The 23,482-nt window shown below is 41.6% G+C and carries 24 protein-coding genes and 1 tRNA gene; 21 read left to right on the top strand and 4 right to left on the bottom strand.

What is annotated here, in order from left to right:
* The first annotated feature begins 156 nt into the window (after positions 1 to 156).
* From FAX86_RS14110 to FAX86_RS22220, 4 genes are all read left to right on the top strand, one after another.
* Entirely contained in the window at positions 157 to 534 is a 378-nt protein-coding gene (locus FAX86_RS14110) for a GntR family transcriptional regulator (RefSeq protein WP_144394081.1), read from the top strand.
* Complete coding sequence (locus tag FAX86_RS14105) at positions 531 to 1,388, top strand: ABC transporter ATP-binding protein (RefSeq protein ID WP_144394080.1); 858 nt, start codon at positions 531 to 533, stop codon at positions 1,386 to 1,388. The genes FAX86_RS14110 and FAX86_RS14105 overlap by 4 nt, the downstream gene beginning before the upstream one ends.
* Positions 1,385 to 2,257: a hypothetical protein gene (locus tag FAX86_RS14100; RefSeq protein ID WP_144394079.1), complete on the top strand. Its 873-nt coding sequence runs from the start codon at positions 1,385 to 1,387 to the stop codon at positions 2,255 to 2,257. Before FAX86_RS14105 ends, FAX86_RS14100 begins: the two co-directional genes overlap by 4 nt.
* A gap of 71 nt (positions 2,258 to 2,328) precedes the next feature.
* Complete coding sequence (locus tag FAX86_RS22220; RefSeq protein WP_164503588.1) at positions 2,329 to 2,487, top strand: hypothetical protein; 159 nt, start codon at positions 2,329 to 2,331, stop codon at positions 2,485 to 2,487.
* 169 nt (positions 2,488 to 2,656) lie between these two features.
* On the opposite strand, the gene FAX86_RS14095 is transcribed toward FAX86_RS22220, so the two are convergent.
* From FAX86_RS14095 to FAX86_RS14085, 3 genes are read right to left on the bottom strand one after another with little or no spacing between them, the layout of a single operon-like run.
* Positions 2,657 to 3,283 (bottom strand): GDSL-type esterase/lipase family protein, encoded by a 627-nt coding sequence (locus FAX86_RS14095; RefSeq protein WP_164503587.1) that lies wholly within the window; start codon positions 3,281 to 3,283, stop codon positions 2,657 to 2,659.
* Position 3,284: 1 nt separating this feature from the next.
* Complete coding sequence (locus FAX86_RS14090) at positions 3,285 to 3,608, bottom strand: DUF2288 family protein (protein ID WP_164503586.1); 324 nt, start codon at positions 3,606 to 3,608, stop codon at positions 3,285 to 3,287.
* A 22-nt stretch (positions 3,609 to 3,630) separates the two neighbouring features.
* Positions 3,631 to 5,682 (bottom strand): tetratricopeptide repeat-containing sensor histidine kinase, encoded by a 2,052-nt coding sequence (locus FAX86_RS14085; RefSeq protein ID WP_164503585.1) that lies wholly within the window; start codon positions 5,680 to 5,682, stop codon positions 3,631 to 3,633.
* Between the two features lie 214 nt (positions 5,683 to 5,896).
* Here FAX86_RS14085 and FAX86_RS14080 point away from each other — a divergent pair, with 214 nt between their 5' ends.
* The 8 genes from FAX86_RS14080 to FAX86_RS14045 all read left to right on the top strand — a co-directional run bounded on the left by FAX86_RS14080 (position 5,897) and on the right by FAX86_RS14045 (position 13,705).
* On the top strand, positions 5,897 to 6,439 hold the full coding sequence (locus FAX86_RS14080; protein ID WP_144394075.1) for a DUF3016 domain-containing protein: 543 nt from the start codon (positions 5,897 to 5,899) through the stop codon (positions 6,437 to 6,439).
* A 195-nt stretch (positions 6,440 to 6,634) separates the two neighbouring features.
* A complete protein-coding gene (locus FAX86_RS14075) occupies positions 6,635 to 6,904 on the top strand; it encodes a DUF4404 family protein (protein WP_144394074.1) in 270 nt (89 codons plus the stop codon).
* 203 nt (positions 6,905 to 7,107) lie between these two features.
* The gene (proB, locus tag FAX86_RS14070; RefSeq protein WP_144394073.1) at positions 7,108 to 8,304 is read left to right on the top strand and encodes a glutamate 5-kinase; all 1,197 of its coding nucleotides are present in this window, start codon (positions 7,108 to 7,110) and stop codon (positions 8,302 to 8,304) included.
* A 334-nt stretch (positions 8,305 to 8,638) separates the two neighbouring features.
* Positions 8,639 to 10,033 carry a sodium-dependent transporter gene (locus FAX86_RS14065; protein ID WP_144394072.1) on the top strand — a complete coding sequence of 465 codons (1,395 nt, stop codon included), beginning with the start codon at positions 8,639 to 8,641 and terminating at the stop codon, positions 10,031 to 10,033.
* A gap of 72 nt (positions 10,034 to 10,105) precedes the next feature.
* Positions 10,106 to 11,569 (top strand): Na+/H+ antiporter NhaC, encoded by a 1,464-nt coding sequence (gene nhaC / locus FAX86_RS14060; protein ID WP_144394071.1) that lies wholly within the window; start codon positions 10,106 to 10,108, stop codon positions 11,567 to 11,569.
* Positions 11,570 to 11,602: 33 nt separating this feature from the next.
* Positions 11,603 to 12,469 carry an MBL fold metallo-hydrolase gene (locus FAX86_RS14055; RefSeq protein WP_144394070.1) on the top strand — a complete coding sequence of 289 codons (867 nt, stop codon included), beginning with the start codon at positions 11,603 to 11,605 and terminating at the stop codon, positions 12,467 to 12,469.
* 78 nt (positions 12,470 to 12,547) lie between these two features.
* On the top strand, positions 12,548 to 12,844 hold the full coding sequence (locus FAX86_RS14050; RefSeq protein ID WP_144394069.1) for a late competence development ComFB family protein: 297 nt from the start codon (positions 12,548 to 12,550) through the stop codon (positions 12,842 to 12,844).
* Positions 12,845 to 12,862: 18 nt separating this feature from the next.
* A complete protein-coding gene (locus FAX86_RS14045) occupies positions 12,863 to 13,705 on the top strand; it encodes an alpha/beta fold hydrolase (RefSeq protein ID WP_144394068.1) in 843 nt (280 codons plus the stop codon).
* Between the two features lie 20 nt (positions 13,706 to 13,725).
* Here the strand turns inward: FAX86_RS14045 and FAX86_RS14040 are convergent, their stop codons facing one another.
* Positions 13,726 to 14,526 carry a response regulator gene (locus FAX86_RS14040; protein WP_246128614.1) on the bottom strand — a complete coding sequence of 267 codons (801 nt, stop codon included), beginning with the start codon at positions 14,524 to 14,526 and terminating at the stop codon, positions 13,726 to 13,728.
* 220 nt (positions 14,527 to 14,746) lie between these two features.
* Here FAX86_RS14040 and FAX86_RS14035 point away from each other — a divergent pair, with 220 nt between their 5' ends.
* From FAX86_RS14035 to FAX86_RS13995, 9 genes are all read left to right on the top strand, one after another.
* Entirely contained in the window at positions 14,747 to 16,414 is a 1,668-nt protein-coding gene (locus tag FAX86_RS14035) for an AMP-binding protein (RefSeq protein WP_144394067.1), read from the top strand.
* 6 nt (positions 16,415 to 16,420) lie between these two features.
* Positions 16,421 to 17,548: a ribonuclease D gene (locus tag FAX86_RS14030; RefSeq protein WP_144394066.1), complete on the top strand. Its 1,128-nt coding sequence runs from the start codon at positions 16,421 to 16,423 to the stop codon at positions 17,546 to 17,548.
* Between the two features lie 240 nt (positions 17,549 to 17,788).
* Positions 17,789 to 18,049, top strand: a complete 261-nt coding sequence (locus tag FAX86_RS14025; RefSeq protein WP_144394065.1) for a YcgL domain-containing protein — start codon at positions 17,789 to 17,791, stop codon at positions 18,047 to 18,049.
* Positions 18,049 to 18,723 (top strand): fumarylacetoacetate hydrolase family protein, encoded by a 675-nt coding sequence (locus FAX86_RS14020; protein WP_144394064.1) that lies wholly within the window; start codon positions 18,049 to 18,051, stop codon positions 18,721 to 18,723. Before FAX86_RS14025 ends, FAX86_RS14020 begins: the two co-directional genes overlap by 1 nt.
* A complete protein-coding gene (locus tag FAX86_RS14015) occupies positions 18,716 to 19,198 on the top strand; it encodes a YcgN family cysteine cluster protein (RefSeq protein WP_144394063.1) in 483 nt (160 codons plus the stop codon). Before FAX86_RS14020 ends, FAX86_RS14015 begins: the two co-directional genes overlap by 8 nt.
* Before the next feature lie 149 nt (positions 19,199 to 19,347).
* Complete coding sequence (locus tag FAX86_RS14010; RefSeq protein ID WP_144394062.1) at positions 19,348 to 21,273, top strand: vWA domain-containing protein; 1,926 nt, start codon at positions 19,348 to 19,350, stop codon at positions 21,271 to 21,273.
* A complete protein-coding gene (locus tag FAX86_RS14005) occupies positions 21,273 to 22,154 on the top strand; it encodes a hypothetical protein (protein ID WP_144394061.1) in 882 nt (293 codons plus the stop codon). Before FAX86_RS14010 ends, FAX86_RS14005 begins: the two co-directional genes overlap by 1 nt.
* Before the next feature lie 167 nt (positions 22,155 to 22,321).
* Positions 22,322 to 22,398 (top strand) — tRNA-Asp (locus tag FAX86_RS14000).
* A 227-nt stretch (positions 22,399 to 22,625) separates the two neighbouring features.
* Complete coding sequence (locus FAX86_RS13995; RefSeq protein WP_144394060.1) at positions 22,626 to 23,447, top strand: alpha/beta hydrolase; 822 nt, start codon at positions 22,626 to 22,628, stop codon at positions 23,445 to 23,447.
* Positions 23,448 to 23,482: the final 35 nt, after the last annotated feature.

The raw sequence follows: 23,482 nt of genomic DNA, 5'->3' as shown, positions 1-23,482 counted from the left end.
GTCAAAATTTAAGCAATTTAAGCTTGTGTGTTACTGATATGGTGTTATAGTGAAATACAACACCGGTTCGGTGGATTTGGTTTAGTTCTTGAAATTCGGTGCCAATGGGGCGGATAACCAGAGCAAACTCAATTTAATATTAAAGGTGAATAGAGCATGCAGGCAAATTGGAACGACAACCAACCAATTTATCGCCAACTAAGAGACAAAGTGATTGCTTCGATTCTGGATAGGGAGTTGAAAGAGGGGGATGCGTTACCGTCAGTACGCCAAATCTCCGCCGAATTTCAGCTGAATCCAATTACTGTATCGAAAGCTTATCAGGAATTAGTTGATGACGAATTGGTGGAAAAGAAGCGAGGAGTTGGAATGTTTGTTCAAGAAGGTGCGCGCGAAAGATTGCTTTCTCGTGAACGAGAGCAATTTCTAAGAGACGAATGGCCATTAATCATTGAAAAGATTTTACGATTAGGTTTAACCGCTTCAGAGCTGTTAGATGAAATATCAAAGCAATCGAAAGGAGATAACGCATGAGTCGTATCGTTACGGCGAAGGGACTTAGTAAGTCATACGGCAGTTTTGACGCCTTAAAATCCGTCGATTTTACCGTGGATCGCGGACGCATTGTTGGTCTAATTGGTCCTAACGGTGCAGGAAAAACAACGGCGTTAAAGGCGATTTTAGGTCTTACGACTTTCCAAGGTCATCTCGATGTATTTGGTTTTGATCCGCGTAAAGAGCGTCACAAATTAATGCAAAAAGTGTGTTTTATCGCTGATGTTGCCGTTCTGCCTCGTTGGTTGAAAGTTTCTCAGGCATTGGATTTTGTTGAAGGTGTTCATCCGATGTTTGACCGTCATAAGGCTGAACGCTTTTTAGGTAAAACAAAAATATCAATGCGCAGTCGTGTTGGGCAGTTATCAAAAGGGATGGTAACGCAGTTGCATCTTGCTTTGGTGTTAGCCATCGATGTTGAACTTCTGGTTTTAGATGAACCAACATTAGGGCTTGATATTTTATATCGCAAAGAATTTTATCACGAGCTTTTGAGTGAGTTTTATGATGAAAATCGTTCGATAATCGTGACAACCCATCAGGTTGAAGAAGTTGAGAATTTATTAACGGATTTAATGTTTATTAAAGATGGCGAGTTTATTTTGAACTCAACCATGGACGAAGTCAGCGAGCGTTTTGTTGAAGTTATGGTTTCTCAAGAAGTGGCTGAGCAGGCAAAGCAATACAATCCAATTGCAGAACGCGACGTATTTGGACGGAAGGTCTTTTTGTTTGATGGCATTGATGCTGAAGTTGCGCAAAATCTTGGCGAAATTCATCGCCCTAGTGTTGCTGACTTGTTTGTTGCAAAAATGAAAGGAGCCCAGGCATGAATATAACCACGTTTAAAACTTTGGTGTTACGCGAAACATGGGAAAATAAAAGTTTGACTCTGGCTCCTCTGGTGATTAGTGCAGTTATGATCTTTTCACTGATAGTTGGATTGATTTCCGGGCAAATGTTTATTTCTGGTGAAGGACTCGATGATGTCATAAAAATGGAAATGCCCGACGTGGAAGGATTTGAGGGCAAAAAGATAGCGTTGGTTATCCAGGCAATGATGGGTGGTCCCTTATTGATAGGAATGTTGTTTGTACTGTTCTTCTATTCATTAGGCAGTTTGTACAACGATCGCCAGGACCGGAGTATTTTGTTTTGGAAATCAATGCCAGTTTCTGATTTGCAAACAGTGATGTCTAAAGTATTTACGGCGATGGTTGTTGCACCCTTAATTACTGCGTTAGTTGCTTTAGCAACACAATTATTGTCACTTATTTTATTCACTCCAGTGATCTGGATGAATGGTGGGTCCGCTTGGTCAATTTTATGGGCGGAATCTTCATTATTAACAGTTATGTTTAATGATATTGCCATCGCGTTGATGGTCGGATTGTGGATGGCTCCGGTATTAGGCTGGTTGTGGTTTGTCTCAGCAATAGCAAAACGTTCGGCTTTTTTAATCGCAGTGTTTGCACCTCTAGGTATTATGCTAGTCGAAGGGATGATATTGCGCTCTGCTCATTTTGCGAAATTGATAGGACAACACTTTTCTCAGATTGAGTATATTGTACAAGGTACTATTGAAAGTGGTCATCCATTTACGTTGATGCAATCGAGCGGCTTTTGGATTGGACTTGTGGTTGCTGCGATGTTTATTGGTCTTGCAGTTTATATTCGTCGATTTAGAGACGATAGCTATTAAACATAAAAAAGGTGACCGAAGACGGTCACCTTTTAATCGGTTTTATAATTCTAGGTACTAAGGAGTTTAAAATGAAGTCGGTAAGAAAGTGGGTTGATAGAGTGAGCTTGGGTATCTTTGCGGTAAGTTCATTATTTATTTATGCAACAGTTGATCGTTTTCCAGAAACACAAATGATCGAAAATTCTGGTGAAGCATTTGTTACGCTGATGCTGAATGTATTATTTTAATTGATAATAGTGTTTAATTTCGCTGATGAAATTATTTGAATTACCGCAGTTTTATCGCTGTTAAAAGCTAAGAAAAACGACGACCAAAGAAAGTCAGTCAATAAAGAATGGATATCTATAAAATAAACGTCAAGGTTTTAATAGAAGTAACGCGAGTCAACCTCTAGAACTACAATGCTCCACGATTTTTAAGAAAATCGAAAATATCTACAGCCAATTGTTTATAACCTTGTGCATTTAAATGTATGGCATCCGCTTTTAAGTCATCCTCTGATAAATAGTCTGACAAAACATCTTCCAATAGAGCGACATTGTGAGTGTCAGTCAAGGAAAGGTAGAGCTCTGAATCACTGAGAAATAATCCAGGCTCGGGTACGGCAATCAACATAATTTGACTATTTGACTGTCGCACAGTGTCGATTATTCTTTCAATATTACTGCGAATGATTGTCTTGGGCACTTTCCGTAAAAAATCATTGCCGCCAATACAGAGGATGACCAGTTTGGGCTGGTGAGTCTTTAACACTCGATCTAGACGCGCGAGAATATCTTCAGTTTTATCTCCGGGAGTTCCTTCATTAACGACTTGCCATCCTATTAACTGTGAGAGTTGAGTTGGATAACTGTATTCGGGTTTGGCACCGGTGCCAAACGTTAGACTATCTCCAAGAGCAACAATGGTGTCGTTGTCATACAAAGGTTTTAGTTGCGTCTCTTGAGAGGAGCAGCTCCATAGCCCAATGAAAAAAATTAAAATTAAGCCAATTTTTACGAATGGGGTCAGCGGCAAATTCAAGCTATGATTCTCCTTGCTTTTGAATAAAGACAAATGGCGCAACAACGGATGCCCAGAACGGAGTCGTAGGCTTGCAAGTATTTTTTACCCAATTGATGTCGGGTTGAAACAGCTGTCGCTTATTCATGTAGCTTTCAACGAGTTTTTTGTCGTCGTTGGTTACTGCCAGGGCAGTTTTAACCAGATCGAGAGAGTCATCAACAACAAATACTTTGCCGCGCGCAAATAAAACTTCTAATTCTTTCCATTCTACAATGGCGGTTTCACTATTGATTTTTGCTGCGAGAATTTCGGGGTCATCGGCATGATGTTCGCCATGTGTCATAATGTAGTTCTCATGGTTAAGTCTAGTAGATAGGTAAGGTAAAACAAACGGTAAACTCGGGCGGTTGATTTTCAATCCATAATTCGCCTTCATGCAGCTCTATCAGTCGTAAAGATAATTTCATTTGAAAGCTGTTTAACTCATTCACATCAATCGACTCAAAGTGCAACTGGTTCGTTCGTTCACTGAGATCTTGACTGGATACTCGAATGATTAAGCGATTATCAAGCGGAATAGCATGAAGGTAAATATTTCCCGAGGTAATATGTCCAAATACAGTACTGCAAACATTAAAAAATACTTGCTTTATACGCTCTGCATCGGCTTTAACTTTGGGAATTTCTTTAGTCACTTGATTAACGAAACTGATGGATAAGTCATTTTGGCTGTCGAGACATAGTTCGACAACTTGATGAGTGATGTCGTAAAAATTGACTGGTTTTAAATTGAGAGATAGTGACTTGCCACGATCGGCACTGAAATCGAGTAAGTTGCGTATCAACAAGTTCAATTTGGAACTTTGGTTATCGATGGTCCGCATTTTTTTGAATTCGCTGGATGATTGATTTAGCGATTGCAGCATTTCATCGGACAGATGATGAATTTGTTGAATTGGTGTTAGCAACTCGGCCGACGTCTGTGAGAAAAACTGCGACTTCAAATCATCCAGTTGAGCCAGTTGATCGGAAATCTCTCTTTCACGGTTGAGTTTTTTACGATGGTAAATGATACCAATCATTAACGCAAAAACCACGAAAGATAAGGCGCTAAGCCCGAGTGTCATTTGTTTTTCAAACTTAGAATTTTTGACTTGTAACGACTTAATTTCGTTTTCTTGTTTTAACAGCTGGATCTCTTGTTCTCGTTTGTCCAATTTATTTTTAAACTCGAGTCGAGTTATGCGGTCTTTGCGATCGGAGTTTGAAAGTTGGTCTGCGATAACTTTGTAGTCGCGGTAATGTTGTAGTGCCTCTTTATACAGGCCTTTGGTTTCAAACAATTTCGATAATTGAAAGTGAAAGGTTTTAATTTTTTCTTTTTCTGTCGTGTCTCGTGCAATACTTAAACCTTGTTGCAAACTCTCAATAGCTCGATTGGATTCGCCGAGATCGGCGTGTAAAAGTCCTAATTGTAATAAGGCCTCCGTTTCAACCGAAGGTACTTTAGATTCACGGGCAAGAGTTAACGCGCGCTCGAGTTGAATTTGTGCTTCTTCCAACCGACCAAGCTTGCGTAACACAGCCCCAATATTTGAGTGGGAATACCCTTGGCCGCGTTTATTGTGGCTATCTTGCTCGATGACCAAAGACTTTTGGTAGAGTTCTATCGCGTCGGTTAACTGTCCCAGTTTTTCAAGAGCTTGGCCTTTATTGTTAAAAGGATCAGCTAGATTGTCGTGTTCATTGACTTCTTGGTAGAGCTCAATCGATTTATTGTATTGCTCAATTGCTTGATCGTATTTTTGTAGAAAATAGTAGAGTACACCAATATTATTTAAGGTTGATGCCATTGCTGATTTATCACCCAGCGACTCTTTGTAGGAGAGTGACTTTAACAAGTAATTGAGTGCTTTATCATAGTCTCCCAAGTGACGATACATGATACCAATATTATTTAACCCACTTGAGATTTCCTTTTTGTATCCAGCTGCCTGATAAAGATTCAGGCTTCGTTCCAAATGATCGATGGCTTCATAAATCTTCCCTTGATACCAGAATACTTCACCCATGCGCGATAAAACTTGCGCTTTGTACATGGGTAAATCATTACTTTGAACTTGGGTAAGCAGGTTTTGCAATGTTTGAAGCGATTGCTCAAGTAAATTTTGCTCAACGAAGGCATCGGATTTAATTAAATTAAGGCGATAATAAAGCTCAATATTAGGAGAGCTTTTCAAGTCATTAATCGCCTGATCCGCCACCATGCTTGCTTGTTTGGGGTCTTGGTAAATAAGTTCTGCAGCGCGATCGGCCGTTTCAAAAATTTGGGCGTGCAGAAGGTCAACATCATCGGCGTGAGCCGAGATGAAAGCCAAAATAACAATTAAATATAGAGCCAGTTGCTGCCTGTTCACTGGAAACATCGTGTCGACAAGTTGGTTGCGCCAACAATAAAGGAGACGGCTAAGATTCTCAAGATCAAATATTCATTTAATGACCTATTAACGTTATGACTCAATATAGGTTTACAAACCGTAAGTAATTAATTAATAAAGAAAAAGTGCTCTTGTAATTGGCTGGGATAGGGTGTAGATTGAGAATGAAGAGATTCTTTTTGTGAGGTAAATTATGAAACTCAACCGCAAAACAACTCGTCAGATACAGAGTCGACAATTGTATCGTAAAGGTTGGTCGATAAAGGGATTGGCATTGGTCAGCATGTTGGCGATGTCTAGCTGGAGTTTGGCCGAGATCAAAACGGATTATCTTGATCCAATTAAGTTTGACGATATTCAGTCCACCGAGCGATCTCGTAAGCAGTCCGTCACTTTGATTCAGGAAGAACTCGATGGTTACTTACATGATAAAGGTGAGCAATATTTAAAATCTGGTCATCAACTGAGTATTCAATTCACTGATGTCGATCGGGCGGGTCGGATAGAATACAGTTCAACCGGAAGAGGGTACCGAGTACTTAGAGATTTGGTTCGGGTACGCATCGAATTTAACTATGTCTTAAAAGATGAATCTGGAAAAGTGATCCGCGAAGGCAAAGAGTCGCTGAAAAAAAATGAACGCGTCAATAGTATAGAGAGCAGAAGCCGGAGTAGAGATACTTTATATTATGAAACCGCTTTGCTGGAAAAATGGTTGTCAGATCTCTATCAATAAGCATTTCGAAAGAATAGTGATTACCTAAGCCTGTCGACGATAATGTTTTAGCTTTGATGCTCATAAGTTTGATTTTGGTCAATTCTGTTAATAATAAGACAGAATATGCTGTTTTTTAAGTTTTTCGAGTTTATTTACTGCAAAACCTGGACTAAATTTTAACTAGAGAACCCAAAAACTTTTTAGGGGAGCCATATGCCGTCGAATGATCTAATCTTTATTCTGCAAGCGTTTGAGCAGCAATTGAATGAGCTGGATTCAGATGATCCCACTGTGGCCACTGATATTCGCAAAGCTCGTCATCAGATTCGTGCACTTCTCGCCAACCCAGACTCGGTTCCAGAACCTGATGAGTTTTTGGTAGAACAACTCGCGGCAGTGGCGGAACATTTTGAAACCGAACATCCAGTGTTAACAGAATGGGTCAGTAAACTGAGTGATTTGTTCAGTCGAATAGGGATATAACTATCGGCTATTGGCAAACCGGAATTGCATTTAGCACACTACTAATTGATTGCACTGGGCGATTTAAAACCGATTAAGCTTTAAGCCACTAAAGAATCGGTCCCGTCGCTCCTTCGAACTATTTGATCTTCGATTTATATCAAAATAACTAAACCGCATGCGATAGGTTTTTGTTGTTGGGTGTTTGGTCATCAGGTAATGGTATGGACCAGTCTAAATTTGTCATTGTTAAAGTGGGCAGCCAGTTGGTGACTGATGAAAGTCACTGCGCAGTTCGATTAATAGCCTCTCATCTTGATGAATTGTTAAACCATGGATATCGGGTTGTACTGATCAGTTCTGGTGCCGTCGCAATGGGACACCGAAGATTGGAAGATTTTCATGGTAGTTTGGGCGCTGGGGATCTTGAACAGAAAGCTCCACCAAACGCGTCATCAAAAAAGAAAGTCGATCGTTATGTGGCTGCAGCAGTAGGGCAGGATGAAGTGATTCGATTATGGCGTACTTATCTTAAGCATCCGCTTGGACAAGTTTTGGTTGATCGTGCCCATTTAGGCAATCGTCATGCATTCATTCATACCCAGCGATTAATAGAAAAAATGTTGGCGCTTAAAGTATTGCCCATCATTAACGAAAATGATGCTTTAAACTTGAACGATCGCTTGTTGGGTAATAATGATCTCTTAGCAGCACATATTTCTAACATGTTGGGGGCTCCCTGGTTGTTTTTAATCACTGAAGTGGGTGCCATTTATCAAGATTATCCTGCTAATAAGAAGAGGATGGCCGAATTCGATCTTAGCGATGAGTCGTCGCAGTCGGTGATTGCTGACTCGATATCGAAAACGGGGACTGGTGGAATGGCCAGTAAATTGCGGGCTGCGGAAATTGCCGCTCACCGTGCAACGGTGACTTATGTTGTTGATGAAATGTCTTCACTGTTGTTGACCATACAAGGGCGATCAAATGCTGGAACTCGAATAATGGCGTCTCGTCCCCAGCGAACAGGCCAAAAATTATGGTTATCGGAATCGTCTCAATCTAAGGGAACCCTTTATATTGATGACGGTGCAAAGTCGGCTATTGTTGATGGTAAAGGATCATTGTTGTTGCCTGGTATTGTTGCGATTGCAGGCGCTTTTAATGCACAAGAAGTGGTTGATATCTATTGCGATAATGAACATCAACTCATCGCTAAAGGTATATGTCGCATGAGTTCAGAATTTATTCAGCGGCTGATCAATCATTCTCATTCTCGAAAACGGATAGCCGACAAGTCAATCGCCGGTCAAGATTCGATCGGGGAAGGACCAATGAGAGGCGTCGTGGTGCACCGGAATCAACTGGTTTTGATAACCAACAGAAGCAATGGAGAAGTTCCTCCCGCTATCGTTCAATAAAACCTCGTTTATCAGTGAATGTAAGCTCTTGTTGTTTTATGACGTCGAACTTTTATTCAGCGCTAAGGAATATATTTTTTATTCAAGGTTTATGTTTCTGTTTCATTTAAGTCATTTCTGCGGAAAAAAACATCAATTTACAAGATTAATGCGTTTACTGGTGTGATCTCAAGGTGACACCCCTTGCTTTAGTAGGCGTGTTTGTGATGATATTAGACCTCGCTGAGCGCTGTGATATATTGCGCTGCAGTATATTAGGGACTCTCCTGACTGTTTCCAGGAAATTTAGATCAAAACATAGCATCAATAAAAGATAAAAAAAGAGACATATTCTATGGCCGCTCGAGGTGCGTTTAATTCACGCTTAGGATTTATTCTTGCTGCTGCAGGTTCAGCAGTTGGATTGGGTAATATCTGGAAATTTCCATTTGAAGTCGGTAACGGAGGTGGCGCAGCTTTTGTTGTTGTGTATCTCGCATTCTGTTTCATCCTTTGTTATCCCGTGTTAGTCACAGAGATAGCGATAGGACGGAAAACTCAACGTAATCCTGTCGGAGCGTTTAAAGCGCTCGGTTTTCGTAATTGGTCCATTATTGGTTATTTAGGACTGGCGAGTGGTGTTCTGATCCTTTCCTTTTATAACGTCGTTGCTGGATGGTCGTTTGGTTACGTCATCGAAATGATTCAAGGTAACTTTGGTATTGGCCAGGAATTTGGCTCTTTTATAACGGATGCGGTAAAAGTGGGTTTGTACGGCATCATCTTTATGGCGACTACTGCGTTTATTGTGTCGAATGGTATTGCGGGTGGTATTGAACGCGCCGCAAAAATATTAATGCCCAGTTTAATAGTTATTATTATTGGTTTGTTGATGTACGCATTAACCCTGCCCAATGCGATGGAAGGGGTCAAGTTTTATTTAGTGCCCGACTTTAGTAAGTTGACCGGTGACGTCATTTATTCTGCTTTGGGTCAGGCATTTTTCTCACTGTCTTTGGGAATGGGCGCATTAATTACATACGGAAGTTATGTTTCACGAGAACAGAACATTGTTAGTGCGGGTGCCTTTATTACTTTGGCTGACGTCGGAATCGCCTTTTTAGCGGGCTTCATGATGTTTCCTTTTGTGTTCAGTCAGGGAATCGAACCTGCCGGTGGTGCTGGCTTAATCTTTATCACTTTGCCGGGCGTTTTCGAAACATTAGGTCCCAACATCGGTGTGGTTGTTGGTGTGCTCTTTTTCTTGTTATTAACTTTTGCCGCATTAACTTCAACCGTATCACTACTGGAAGTGCCAACTTCTTATGTGGTTGATGAGCACGGTGTTGATCGTAAAAAAGCGGTTTGGGTTATTGCGACGATAATTTTCTTAATCGGTATTCCGTCAATGTTATCCAACGGCACGGTCGCTTGGTTGTCGTCTTTTATCACATTACCGGGTCACGATAATGCAATCAGCTTTATGGATTTTGTCGAAGATTTAGCCGCCGATTCCTTCTTACCGGTGGGCGGATTTTTAATTGCTGTATTTGCAGCATGGGTATGGCGCAAAGAAAATCTTAACGAAGAACTTGCGGCAGGTGATCCGGCCATACGCGGAACGTTGCTACAAAAGTATATCGATTTTGCGATTAGCTATATTTGTCCTCTTATGCTGGGCTTAATTGCTGTGGTGACGATTCTCGATCGTTTCTTTGGAATCGAATTGATTAAGATGGTTTTTGGTTAATTCATTAATTTATTTATCGGAAAGAGCACTGAGGTGCTCTTTTTTTGATCACGAGTTAGGTTGCAGAGAGTTATGACAGAACACCGAATGCCGTCGTTGTTGGACGCTTTAATTCCCGTATTATTTCTGATTGGTTTACTTGTCTTATCAGTCTATTTTTATGAAGACAACTCATCCTTGGGTGCTAATCAAATAGCTTTATTATTGTCGGCAGGTTTGGCGGCGTTAATTGGCGTTAAAAATGGATATAATTGGAAGACCATTGAACAGGGAATTGTTAAAGGGATTTCCAGTGCGCTGGGCGCCATTTTAATTTTATTAGCGGTGGGGTCTTTGATAGGAACCTGGTTATTGGCGGGAACGGTTCCCACCATGATCTATTACGGCCTACAAATTCTCGAGCCTTCCATTTTTTATTTCGCCGCCTGTCTTATATGTGCTTTGGTTTCGGTCAGTATAGGGAGTTCCTGGACTACAGCAGGAACTATTGGTGTTGCTCTTATTGGTGTGGCTAATGGCTTAGGTCTGTCACCCGAAATTACTGCGGGTGCGATCATATCCGGGGCCTATTTTGGCGATAAGATGTCGCCTTTGTCGGATACCACTAATTTGGCGCCAGCAGTGGCAGGCACCGATTTATTTACCCATATCAGGCACATGGTTTGGACCACAACACCCAGTTTTTTAATTGCTTTAACTTTGTTTTTAATTATCGGACTCATGCAAAGTTCTGAAGGTGATGTTTCAACATTAGAGGGTACCTTATCCACTATCGATCAGCATTTTAATGTGTCTGTCTTTACCCTGATTCCTCTGGTTTTGGTGTTTGCCATGGCGATTAAAAAGTTTCCGGCATTTCCGACCATAATGACTGGAGCTCTAGTGGGTGGTGTTTTTGCATTCGTTCTCCAACCAGAAGCGATCAGTCAGTTTATCGGTGAGTCAGACCACGGTGCTTTCTTGAATAAAGTCGATGCCGTGTGGCGAGCTTTGTTTGATGGATTTTCTATAACAACAGATGATGAAAGTGTTAATGATTTGTTGAGTCGTGGCGGTATGAGTGACATGCTTAATACGGTGTGGTTAATCTTATGCGCATTAACCTTTGGCGCCGTACTAGAGCATACGCACATGTTGGAGCGGTTGGTGTTGTCGGCGTTAAAAATGGTTCATGGTACGGGATCGTTAATCGTTACTGTTGTTCTTACCTGTATTGGGATTAATATTGTCGCTGCTGATCAATACATTGCCATTGTGTTGCCGGGACGTATGTATAAAGCGGAATTCCAACGCCGCAAACTCGATAGCAAAAACCTATCTCGTACGCTCGAAGATTCAGCGACCATTACTTCGCCACTGATACCCTGGAATACGTGTGGCGCCTATATGGCCAGTACGTTAGGTGTGGCGACAATAGCGTATCTTCCTTTTGCGTTTTTCAATTTGATCAATCCATTGATTTCTATGTTATACGGCTTGTATAACTTTAAAATTGAGCGAATTGAAGACGATAATGAAGTCAGTGCAAAAGCATAACGGTAAAGCGTTCGCACGTTAGAGGTATTGAAAATGAGTAATAAGCAACTTTGGTCCATTCAGGGTAATTCGCAAAAACTCGATGGTGGCGCGATGTTTGGCAATGTTCCAAAAGCCATGTGGGAGAGTTGGGTGTCGGTCGACGATGCCAACCGTATTGATTTGTCGTGTCGAGCACTATTAGTAAAGGATGATGGACGAAATATATTATTCGAGACGGGAATAGGTGCTTTTTTTGAACCTAAGTATAAAGAACGTTTTGGCGTGAATGAGTCTGAGCATATCTTGTTGGAGTCATTAAATAAAATCGGTCTGACACACGCCGATATAGACATTGTTGTTTTGTCACATTTGCATTTTGATCACGCTGGCGGTCTGCTTAGTCGTTGGGAAGAAGGTAAAGAACCTGAATTATTATTTCCTAAAGCGCAGTTCGTTGTTGGCAAAGCGCATTGGGAAAGAGCCAATCAACCTCATTTTCGCGATCGCGCGTCATTTCTACCTCATTTAAATCAGCTACTCGAACAATCCGGACGCTTGCACCTGATTGAAGGTAACTCGTGTGATTTATTGGGTGACGATTATCAATTTCATTTTAGTGATGGTCATACGCCAGGCATGATGTTGACTGAAATTCAAACGACGCAAGGACCGTTGGTTTTTGCCGCCGACTTGATACCCGGAACGCCTTGGGTTCATTTACCGGTGACTATGGGATACGATCGATATCCGGAACATCTAATTGAAGAAAAGCAACGACTTCTGAATGAATTGAGTGACAATAAGGGCTGGATTTATTTCACACACGATCCAAGCACAGCATGCGCCACAGTCCAAAAAAATGAAAAGGGCCGTTTTGAAATTGGCACAGCAGAGTCTGAATTAATACAGTGGTCTTAAATTTTTGAGCGCGCAGCTAATCTGGCTTGCGCATTTGGCAGGTTGGTGTACATTTATATAAAAGTGCGTGGGGGTTTCATGTATAAAGAAATGTACTATCACGATGATTTGGAAAATCTTTCCGAAGAGATCGTATTTGAGCAAATTCATGAGATAATTCAGGAAGGCGATCCAAAGTTCACACTTTCTGATGTTAATATTCAGGATGTGGCTGCCATTGCACTTAATAATATGCCCGCCAAATACATTTGTAATTTTTTGGAAAAGCAAAATCCTGGCCCAAATTTACTGGAAGAAGTGCAAGATTTACGCAAATATGCGCGTCGTCAGGTGCTAAAAGCCATTCAAAAAGTGAACTCTAATCCACACGATTAATTTCAAGTTACAGACTTTATGAAAACTCATCGTATCTCGCTATGCGGTGTCACTTGTTCCGTTAAAGAAATGGGTGATACTGAAGCTCCTGCTGTTATATGTTTTCACGGCTGGTTGGATAACCTCAACAGTTTTGAACCTTTGATTCCCTATTTGTCGAATTACCGGCTTATTCTGGTCGATTTTCCGGGGCACGGGCAGTCCGATCATCTGCCTCCCGGCATGGCCTATCACTTTCTCGATCTGGTTTACGTGATTCAAGATGTGATTGCTCATTTTAAACTGGCCGAGCCAATAATCATGGGACACTCTATGGGTGGTGCCGCCTCAACTTTGTACAGTTCTATTTCAGAAAAAGTAAAATGTTTGATACTAATTGAGGCGTTGGGTCCACTTACCGTTACTGAAGATGAAACAGTCGCGTTGATGCAAAAGTCGATTACCGAAAGGCAATGGTTAAGCTCTAAATCCATGCCCAGGTATGAGAACATTGAGAAGGCGTTGGCCGTGCGCGCGCATCACTCAAACATCAACCCCGATATTATTCGCCCAATTGTTGAGCGAGGAATTACAAAACTGAATGACGGTGTGAGCTGGTCGAGTGATGCAAGGTTAAGAGTCGCGAGTATTAATCGTTTAACAGAAAAACAACTATTACCGTTGCTTCAGCAAATCAAATGTCCCGTACTGTTAATTGAAGCAGATCAAGGCATGTTTGGAAAAAATCCATTGATGCATGAACGTAAAAAGTGGTTATCGCATTTAACGACAGAAGTTTTGTCGGGTGGGCATCATGTGCATATGGAAAAGCCAAAAGCTGCCAGTGCGCTCATCCAAAATTTTATCGAGCAACATCGATAATCGCTAAACCAAGTAATGGTTTAATTGAGGATACTAGCGAGTAATTGTTTAACATTGTCTGGCTCGAAAGGCTTGTCGCAGATTGCTGACACACCCGTTTGTTCAATGTTACTGAGTTTGGCGCGACTTTGTTCACTAGTAACCATTAAAACAGGAATGTGGGCGAGCAACTCGTTGGCTCTTATAAATTGAACCAGTTCTTTGCCGTCCACTTCGGGCATATTATAGTCCGACACAATGAGATCGAATTCTGTATTTTTCTCGAGCAACGAAATGGCGGTTTTACCATCGTCCGCTTCTTGATAATTTGAGATGCCAAGACCCGTTAGTGTTTTGATGATGAATTTTCGAGCTAGTGCGCTATCGTCAACGACTAATACGCGCAATGACGTCGGATCGTAGTTTTCCAGATCAAGCTCTTCGGGTTCGAGAAACTGCAAGGTGTTTTTAAGTGCAGTTTCGAGGGCTGGAAAATCAAAGGGTTTGGGTAAAACAGCAACCACTCCGGCTTGTTTGATAGGATCAATCTTACCAAAGCTAATTTCACTTGAAATCAGCATGAATGGCGTCTGATTCAAATTGTCGTGGTCACGAATGAATTTGACCAATTCGGTTGCCGTCATATCAGGAAAGTACATGCTGCTAATGACCAGATCAGGAGCTTGTCGAGAGAGGTAATTGATGGCTTCACGACCAGACGTCACCGGATCGACTTTTTCAACATTGGCATTTGCCAAGTTGCCCATAATGATTTTCCGTTGGGTCGATGAAGGTTCCACCAGTAAAATGGTCAAGTCTGGGATATCAAGCACGGCAGTCACTAGTTTTAAAACTCATGGATACAAGTGTAGGTCAGTAGTAAAAATGTGCCAAAATTGTTCAATCCGTTTGCTTTGTAATCATAATGGTGCGGAATATTGTCAAATTGGTCCGACAACTGCTTTTCTATTGCGTGATCAACTGATAGCATTGCGTGTTATTCGAAAATTAAAATAAGCTGTTCAAACAGCGCATGCCACAACACAGTGACAGGAGTTGGTGATGGAAAAAGTATGGCTCGAGAGTTATCCCGAGGGTGTCAGCCCTGAGATTGATATCAATGATTATCAGTCAATAGTCGACATTTTTAATGAAAGTGTTGAAAACTACGGGAGTCGGCCAGCCTTTACGAATCTCGGAATTACCCTTAGTTACACAGATCTTGATAATCAATCTGCTAAATTTGCGAGCTATCTGCAACACGATTTACAGTTACCGAAAGGATCTCGTGTAGCAATTATGATGCCTAATTTATTGCAATATCCAATCGCCATTTTTGGTGCGTTGCGCGCAGGAATGACAGTGGTAAATGTTAATCCACTGTACACCGCACGTGAATTGAAACATCAGTTGAACGATTCCCAAGCAACAACCATTGTGATCGTTGAAAACTTTGCCCATACATTAGAAGAAGTTATTGGCGAAACTTCAGTTAAGAATGTTGTGATCACCGCAATAGGCGATTGCTGTGGATTGGTAAAACGATTTATCGTGAATACGGTGGTTCGTCATGTCAAAAAAATGGTGCCTGCTTATTCGTTGAAAAATCCCGTTTGGTTTAATGATGCCTTAGCCAAAGGCGAAAAACACCCATTTAAGCCAGTGAAAGTTGTGCACGATGATATTGCATTTTTACAGTACACTGGCGGCACAACCGGGGTGGCAAAAGGGGCGGTATTGTCGCATCGTAATATGGTGGCGAACATTCTTCAGGCGTCTGCTTGGTTAAAGCCGCTTATAAAAGATGGCGAAGAAATCGTTATTACTGCGTTACCGCTTTATCACATTTTCTCTCTCACCGCGAATTGTATGACGTTTATGAAATTTGGTGGGATGAATGTTTTAATAACGAATCCGCGTGACATGAAAGGATTTGTTAAAGAGTTGTCTGGATTTAAATTTTCGGCTATCACCGGTGTTAATACATTATTTAATGGTTTACTAAACACAGAAGGTTTCGACAAGCTTGATTTTTCAAGTTTAAAAATGACTTTAGGCGGTGGAATGGCGGTACAAGAAGCCGTCGCGAAACGCTGGCAAAAAGTAACTGGATCACCATTGCTCGAAGCGTATGGTTTAACTGAGACATCACCTGCTGTCACGATTAATCCTATGACGTTGAAAGAGTATAACGGCACGATTGGTTTACCGGTTCCTTCAACAGAGGTGTCGATTCGCGATGAAAGCGGAAAAGAACTAGGCTGCGATGAGCCTGGTGAATTGTGGGTTAAGGGTCCGCAGGTTATGGAATGCTATTTAGGCCGACCAGAAGAAACTGCTAAAGTGTTAAGCGATGATGGTTGGTTGAGCACTGGCGATATCGCAATCGTCACAAAGAAAGGCTTTTTAAAAATCGTTGATCGCAAAAAAGACATGATTTTGGTCTCGGGTTTTAATGTGTATCCCAATGAAATTGAAGATGTTGTTGCGTCTCATGAAGGCATTCTGGAAGTCGCAGCCGTTGGTGTACCCTGTGAGTCGTCGGGTGAAAAAGTAAAAATCTTTGTGGTGAAGAAAGATCCGAACTTAACCGAAGAACAATTGTTAGCGTTTTGTAAAGAAAACTTAACCGGTTATAAGGTGCCTAAATTGGTTGAGTTTCGAGATGAGTTACCAAAAACTAATGTTGGTAAAATTTTGCGCCGCGAACTTCGCGATCAAGAAAAGTAATTTATTTTGGTACCTTCATTTCAATGGTTAACTACCAGTGAGTCTCTAAAGCCAGCAGTAGAACGCTGGCTTTCTTGTTCTGAACTCTTTATCGATACTGAATTTATTCGCGAAAAGACGTTTTATCCAGAATTGGCCCTGATTCAAGTGTTTGATGGAGAACAATGCTATTTAATTGAGCCTCGGGCCGCTGACGACGATTCCAAATTTTGCGAGATATTAACATCTTCAAGCATACGCAAAGTGTTTCACTCGGCATCTGAAGATTGCGAAGTGTTATTTCGTCACTTTAATGTGCAAATTAATCATTTGTGGGACACTCAAGTTGTGGCCGCTTTTTTAGGTCATGGTTTGAGTATTGGTTACAGCCGATTGATTGAACACTATTGTCAATGCGTTTTAGATAAAGGCTTATCGCGTTCAGACTGGCAAAAGCGGCCTTTGAGTGAAGAGCAAATTCGTTATGCGCTGGAAGATGTGACCTATCTTGCTGAAGCTTATAACAAGCAAAAGCAAGAACTAGATGACAAGTCGTTCGACATACAGTGGATCTTGGAAGAATGTGAATCGTTAGCACAACGCATTCATGAACTTGATGAAATTGAGTTGGCGTATTTGGATATCAAAAATGCCTGGAAGCTGAATAAAAAACAGCTAGTACGATTACAACAGCTCGCACAATGGCGTGAATCCACCGCGCGTGAAAAAAACCGACCTAAAACTTTTGTTTGTCGGAATGAAGTCTTATTTTCTCTGGCACAAAAAGGATGTAAAGATTCTCATTTGCCGGAAGTGAAAGGATGGCATCCTGCATCTCGTCGCAAATATCAAGCGGCAATTCTTAAATTGCTTCAGGAAATTGAAGAGGCTGATGTTAAAGACATAAAGTTGATTCAACCTTTAAGCCCATCGTTTTGGCAACAACAAACTCATAATATGCAACTTGCTCGAGAGCTAATCGATAAAAAGGCGAACGAGTTGGGAATCGACCCTGATGTTTTGTGTAGCAAAAAACTGTTAAGAAACTACGTCAAATTTTGCCTGGGCAAACGATCGACACCACCGCGTGGCTGGACTTCGTTGCGTGAAAGCAGCATGGGCGAATCCATAAAAGCGATTTTTGTCACGGGTTAACCCGAAATAATTCAATCGATAATAGGGCCGTTAAGTGTATCATTTTATCGCGCCGGACGGTTCCGTATTCATTGTTTTTAGAGCTGGCAAGGTCGGTTTTTCAGAATATCAGAGAACGCCTTAGGTTCTACGATAGAACCGAGTGGTATATAATGCTTCAAATAATCTTGAAGGATGTATGCGTTGATACGATTCATTCCTCTATTTTCCGAAAATTGACCGCATTACGAGAAAGGCAAGATGTTAGCTTTTGTTTATCGAAGTCCCAAGAAAGATGAAATGTACCTGTATTTGACACAACGCGACCAATTCGATGTGGTGCCTGAGGCGTTGCTTAAAGTGTTTGGTGAGCCAGAATTTGCTTTACAAGTTAATTTGGCGAAACGCGACAAACTGGCACGTGAGAATATCGAGGATGTTAAAGCAAAGTTAAAAGATGAGGGCTTTTATTTACAAATGCCACCATCCATTCATCCAGATATCAACAAAAAAGTGAATTAATGTCTTCCTATCAATTTCATGGCTCTTTAAATAAACTATCCGGGCTAAAGCCGGGTAAAGTGGTTTGTGTTGGTCGTAATTATGCGGCACATGCTAAAGAGCTTGGGAATGAAGTTCCGTCATCCCCGGTATTATTTATGAAGCCAGCGACAGCACTGGTCAATTGGAATGACCAAGTTGTTATTCCTACGGATCGAGGAGAATGTCATCATGAGCTGGAACTGGCTGTTTTGATTGGCCAAACCTTATCCTCGGCTTACGAAACTGAGGTTGAGCAATCAATTGTCGGAATTTCCCTCGCATTAGATTTAACGCTAAGAGACTTACAAAGTGATTTGAAAGCGAAAGGGCATCCGTGGGAAATGGCTAAAGCCTTTGATGGTTCTTGCCCGGTCGCTCAATGGATGCCGTTGAATTCAATCGAAGAATTATCGGATTGCTTATTAGAATTGTCGGTTAACGATTCGCTTCGACAATCCACATTGACCTCAAGTATGATCTGGCCAGTAGTACCCTTGATTCAATACATTTCAAAGTATTTTCGTTTGGAGCCCGGCGATATTATTTTGACTGGAACTCCCGCTGGTGTCGCTGCTCTGCATCCAGGTGATCATCTACAAGCTAAATTAGCCAATCGCTTAACCATTGATTCAGAGGTGACTGCCCGTGACTGACCAACCTTTTTGGCAAACCACCGCGCTTGAAGATATGACCGATGAGCAATGGGAATCACTGTGTGATGGTTGTGGTAAATGCTGCGCTTATAAGGTTGAGGGCGATGAGGGCGAATATTATCAAACCGACGTTTGTTGCCGTTTTTTTGATGCGCAAACTTGCCAATGTACTCAATACAAAAACCGATCAACATTGGTTCCAGACTGCATTCAAGTGACTCCTCAGGCGGCGCGGCAATATGCGTGGTTGCCGAATACCTGTGCTTATAAATTGTTGGCTCAAGGTCGAGATTTGCCGGAATGGCATCCGTTAGTGACTGGTGATCCTGAGTCTGTTCACAAAGCCAATCGTTCAGCGCGTGGAAAGGTGATATCTGAAAATCAGGCCGGTGATCTTGAAGACCACGTTATCGCAATTTTAATTCCCGACGACCCTGATTCTGACCCTCTGTCGGATTTCGAAGCGGATTCCTAGCCGATACCACCATTTTCATGCCTGATTGATAGAAAGAGTGTTTGAGGCAGCTCTCACAATCTCTCGAGAAGTTTAAAGCAATTTATTGATATTTAAGCTAAACTTTTGAAAATATAACCATTTATTGAATCTCAGGTGGTCATATACCTATGGAGAGAACATTAATAAAAAATCTGCTCCGTACTGCGCTCAAGGCTTGGGCTATCGCTGTCTCCATGACGATCTTGTCTGTTTCCCATGCGGCGGAAAAGTCAGAAGAGAAACGATCGGACGTACGATTACTCATTGATATTTCTGGATCAATGAAGAAAAACGACCCCAATAATTTACGGATTCCTGCTCTCAGGATAGTGACCAACTTAATGCCCAAAGGATCCGATTCTGGCGTTTGGACCTTTGGTCGCTATGTGAATATGCTCGTGCCATTAAAAGCGGTTGATAAAGAATGGCAGGAAAGTGCCAATGCTGCAGCGGCAAAGATCAACTCTGCAGGACTCTACACCAATATTGGTGATGCGATGACAAAGTCGACCTGGGACTGGAATCGCCCTGATGATACCGAGTCTCGTAGTATGATCTTATTGACCGATGGCATGGTCGACATTTCAAAAGATCCCGCTAAGGATGCCGCCGAACGACAACGGATTCTCAACGATGTATTGCCGCGGCTTAAAGCGGCTGGAGTGACTATTCATACCATTGCGCTCTCTCCAGAGGCGGACTCTGAGTTGCTGTCAACTTTGGCGAATCAAACGGACGGCTGGTTTCAACAAGTTAATAGTGCCGAAGATCTGCAACGCACTTTTTTAAAGATATTTGAGCAAGCAACGCCCAGAGACAGTTTACCTTTAGAAAATAACCAGTTTACCGTTGATAAAAGTGTTGAAGAAATGACGTTGCTCGTTTTTCGTGAAGCAGGAAGTTCACCCACTCGGTTGACAACACCTGACGGCGGAAATATCGATAAAAACAGCTCGCGAGTCGACACGCGTTGGTTTTCCAGTAGTGCGTACGACTTAATTACTATTTCTGAACCTCCGGCGGGTGACTGGAAAATTGATGCCGCAGTCGATCCCGATAATCGGGTCATGGTGGTTAGTAAACTGGGTTTGTCGGTTGATGAGTTACCCAATAATGTTTTGGCAAATGAGCAAATCACATACGCGGTAAAACTAATTGAGGATGGTAAGGTGATTACTCGTCCCGATTTTATCAAGTTGATTGATGCAAAGTTAGAGACACAATACAAAGGTCAAAGCAATACAACACCATTGCTGCGTAACGATCAAGCGGGTGAGTTTAAGCAGGTCTTTTTCGCAGGCGAAGAGGACGGTGTGTTGGAGATTAAACTGGTGGTGAAAAGCCCGACATTTGAACGCAGTCGAACTCACGCCATTAATATTTATGGTAATCCGGTGCAGGCCGATCTCGAACAATCCTTTAATGAAACTGAGCCCCATATTGTTCATTTGCGAATTGCCGAAGATGTTGTTGACCTCAGCAGCTTACGAGTTACAGGTGAAATAAAGTATCCGGATGAAACCAGTCAATTTATCGTACTTGAAAGTTTCGATAAAAAGCAGTCATTTGAGTTGAAGCAATTTCCTAAAGGCGGCATATTCAAAGTTAATTTAAAAGCTGAGGGACAATCGCCTACAGGGCGTAAATTCGCCAGTGAAATTCCTGAGATTGCCTTTGAAATGGAGCCTCTACCTGGCTTTGAACCTGAAGAGCCAAAAGAAGAAATTAAGCCAGAGCCGGAGCCTGAAAAGAAGCCAGAGCCGGAGCCTGAGAAAAAACCGGAGCCTGAACCTGTACCTGAGCCGGAAGTAAAGGAAGAGCCTAAAGAGGAACCAAAAGACGAACCCGAATTGGAACCTGCTCCTGAAAAAGAGCCCGTGAATTGGACGTTATGGTTGTCGGTAGGCTTTGGTGGTAATTTGTTATTAATTCTGCTTGGTTGGCTCGGTTGGCGAATTATTCGTAAACGTTCACACGAAAGTAACGAATCTATGGCACAAGAATTATTTGATGACGAAGAAGAAGATAAAAACGTCTCGGAGGAAAAGGAATAATGGGCGAGTCATTGTTGTCCTGGTTATTAATTTTAGAAATTGTTTTTCCTTTATTGCTGTTATCTACGGTTTTAATTGTCGTTTTGATGCGTAATAAATCACGCTTTAAAGACGCAATGCGGGAATTGATCATAAACGTTAAGGATAATGAGCCAATTCAGAAAGAAGCGACACAACGATTTTTGCACGAAAATTTGGGGTTCGAAGAGGGCGATGTCGAGAAAATATCGAATGATATTATTCGAGAGCGTAAATTTTTTATTCGAACCTTTGTTAGTAGTATTCTTAATAAAGATGTTGAAAATTTGGCGACTCTTGACGATGAACTTTCACGAATCATGGAAAAGTATCATGCGTTGGAACCGACCTTAGGGTCTGGTAGTGATGATGATGAATTAGAAGAAAAAGCCGACGCTTTACGCAGCGAGCTAGAAGCGAAAGAGACAAAAATTGAAGAGTTACGCCAAGAGAACAAGTCTCTCAAACAGGAAATTCACATTACCCTTGGAACGTTAAACAGTATCTTCACTGAATATTCTTCGATGTTCGGTGAGGAAATACCGCAAACCAATATGTCGGTTGAGCAAATAATCAAAGCGATGGAATCATTTTCAGGCAGTTCTGATAGTCTTGTGTCTGATGAACCGACAGAAGAACCTACTGATGTTTCGCCTCAAGTTGAAACAGAAACCGCAGCGGATCTGGAGCTGGATGATGAGCCTGAAGAGAAAAAAAATGATGGATCCTCCAGTTTATTGGATGACATGCCTCTAGAAGATATAGGTAATGGCGACGATGAAGACGAAGAAGATGAGGAAGAGCCCAGTTGGGAAGATGCTTTTTCAGAGTCGGGAGACAAAATGGAAAAAGATCCTGATTAGCCGTAAGCTAATATTTGTTCAACAACCCTCTGATTTTGAACGTAAAACGTTCATTATGAATGTCTAATAATCGATTTAAATAGAATTTAAAAAAAATTAAAAAAGTTTGTTGACACACCCAGGGTGGATCCGTAATATAGCGCCCACTTCGCAAGGGGTACCCAAATGGAGCGGTAGTTCAGTTGGTTAGAATACCGGCCTGTCACGCCGGGGGTCGCGGGTTCGAGTCCCGTCCGCTCCGCCATTTTCTTCTAAAAGAAATGGCAAAATTGACCCAAGTCGAAAGTGACAAAATTCTCTTCTAGCTCATTTTCTAAAACTTTTATTTTCGACCTTACAGTTACAAATTTCCAAGCTTTAGCCTAATCTAAGCTTTCTTTGCAATTTTCTAGAATCTTGCTTGATATCTCGTTGATTTTGCGCGAGTATTTATCTTAAACCTTTGCAAAAGCAATGAGAGTGGAAAAAATTATGAAAAGACTTGCGGTTGCCATCATTCATGGGATGAGTACGGAAGATCAACACTTCTCCGTTGAACTAAAACATCGACTTATTGAAGAGTACGTTAGCGGTGGAGAGGGCCGTCTTGAAGACGATTTGATGTTTAAAGAAATTTACTGGGCTGATGCAATCAAAGACGAACTCTCAGATTTTTATAAGAGCATTAACTACAAAAATGATTTAGCGTATGAAGGTACGCGAAAAATGTTTATTGACTATCTTGGGTCGGGATTGGCGTATCATAAAGGCTCTCGTTTGTATGAGAAAGTTCAGAATAGAGTTGCAGATTCATTACGTCAATTCGCTGGCCACCGCCGCATAAATGAAGAGAAAACTCCGTTAGTCGTGTTAGCGCATTCTTTCGGTAGTATCATAATGCAAGATTACATCAAGCGCATGCGTAGCGAGGGACAGGGTATTTCTAATTTTGAAGCAACGCGAAACTTAGCCGGATTTGTTACTTTTGGTAGCCCTCTAGCTATTTATGTGCGCCATCACGAAGATTTGCATAAGCCTATTACTGTTGCTGGTGAAGCTTTACCTGAAGATTTTGCCCAAAGAGCAAAATGGCTTAATTTTTATGATAAAGATGACATTGTTGCTTATCCATTGCAGGGTATTAACGATGATTATAAAAATGCCGTCACCGGTGATTATGAAATAAATGTCGGTAATCCAGCGACTTCCTGGAATCCTGCGTGTCACAACGGGTATTGGGAAGATAAAGATTTCATCCGCCCAGTCAGTAAGTTTTTTGCTGAGTTACTCGAAAAGCACGAAATCTGGGATTAGGCTGTTCAGTAAAATTAATTGATAGCCTGTTTGCA

Origin of the sequence: Pleionea sediminis (genome assembly GCF_007570825.1) — a bacterium.
In the GTDB taxonomy this organism is placed as follows: domain Bacteria; phylum Pseudomonadota; class Gammaproteobacteria; order Enterobacterales; family Kangiellaceae; genus Pleionea; species Pleionea sediminis.
The sequence above is the reverse complement of the archived record's forward strand: the minus strand, read 5'-3'. Positions and strand labels throughout refer to the sequence as shown.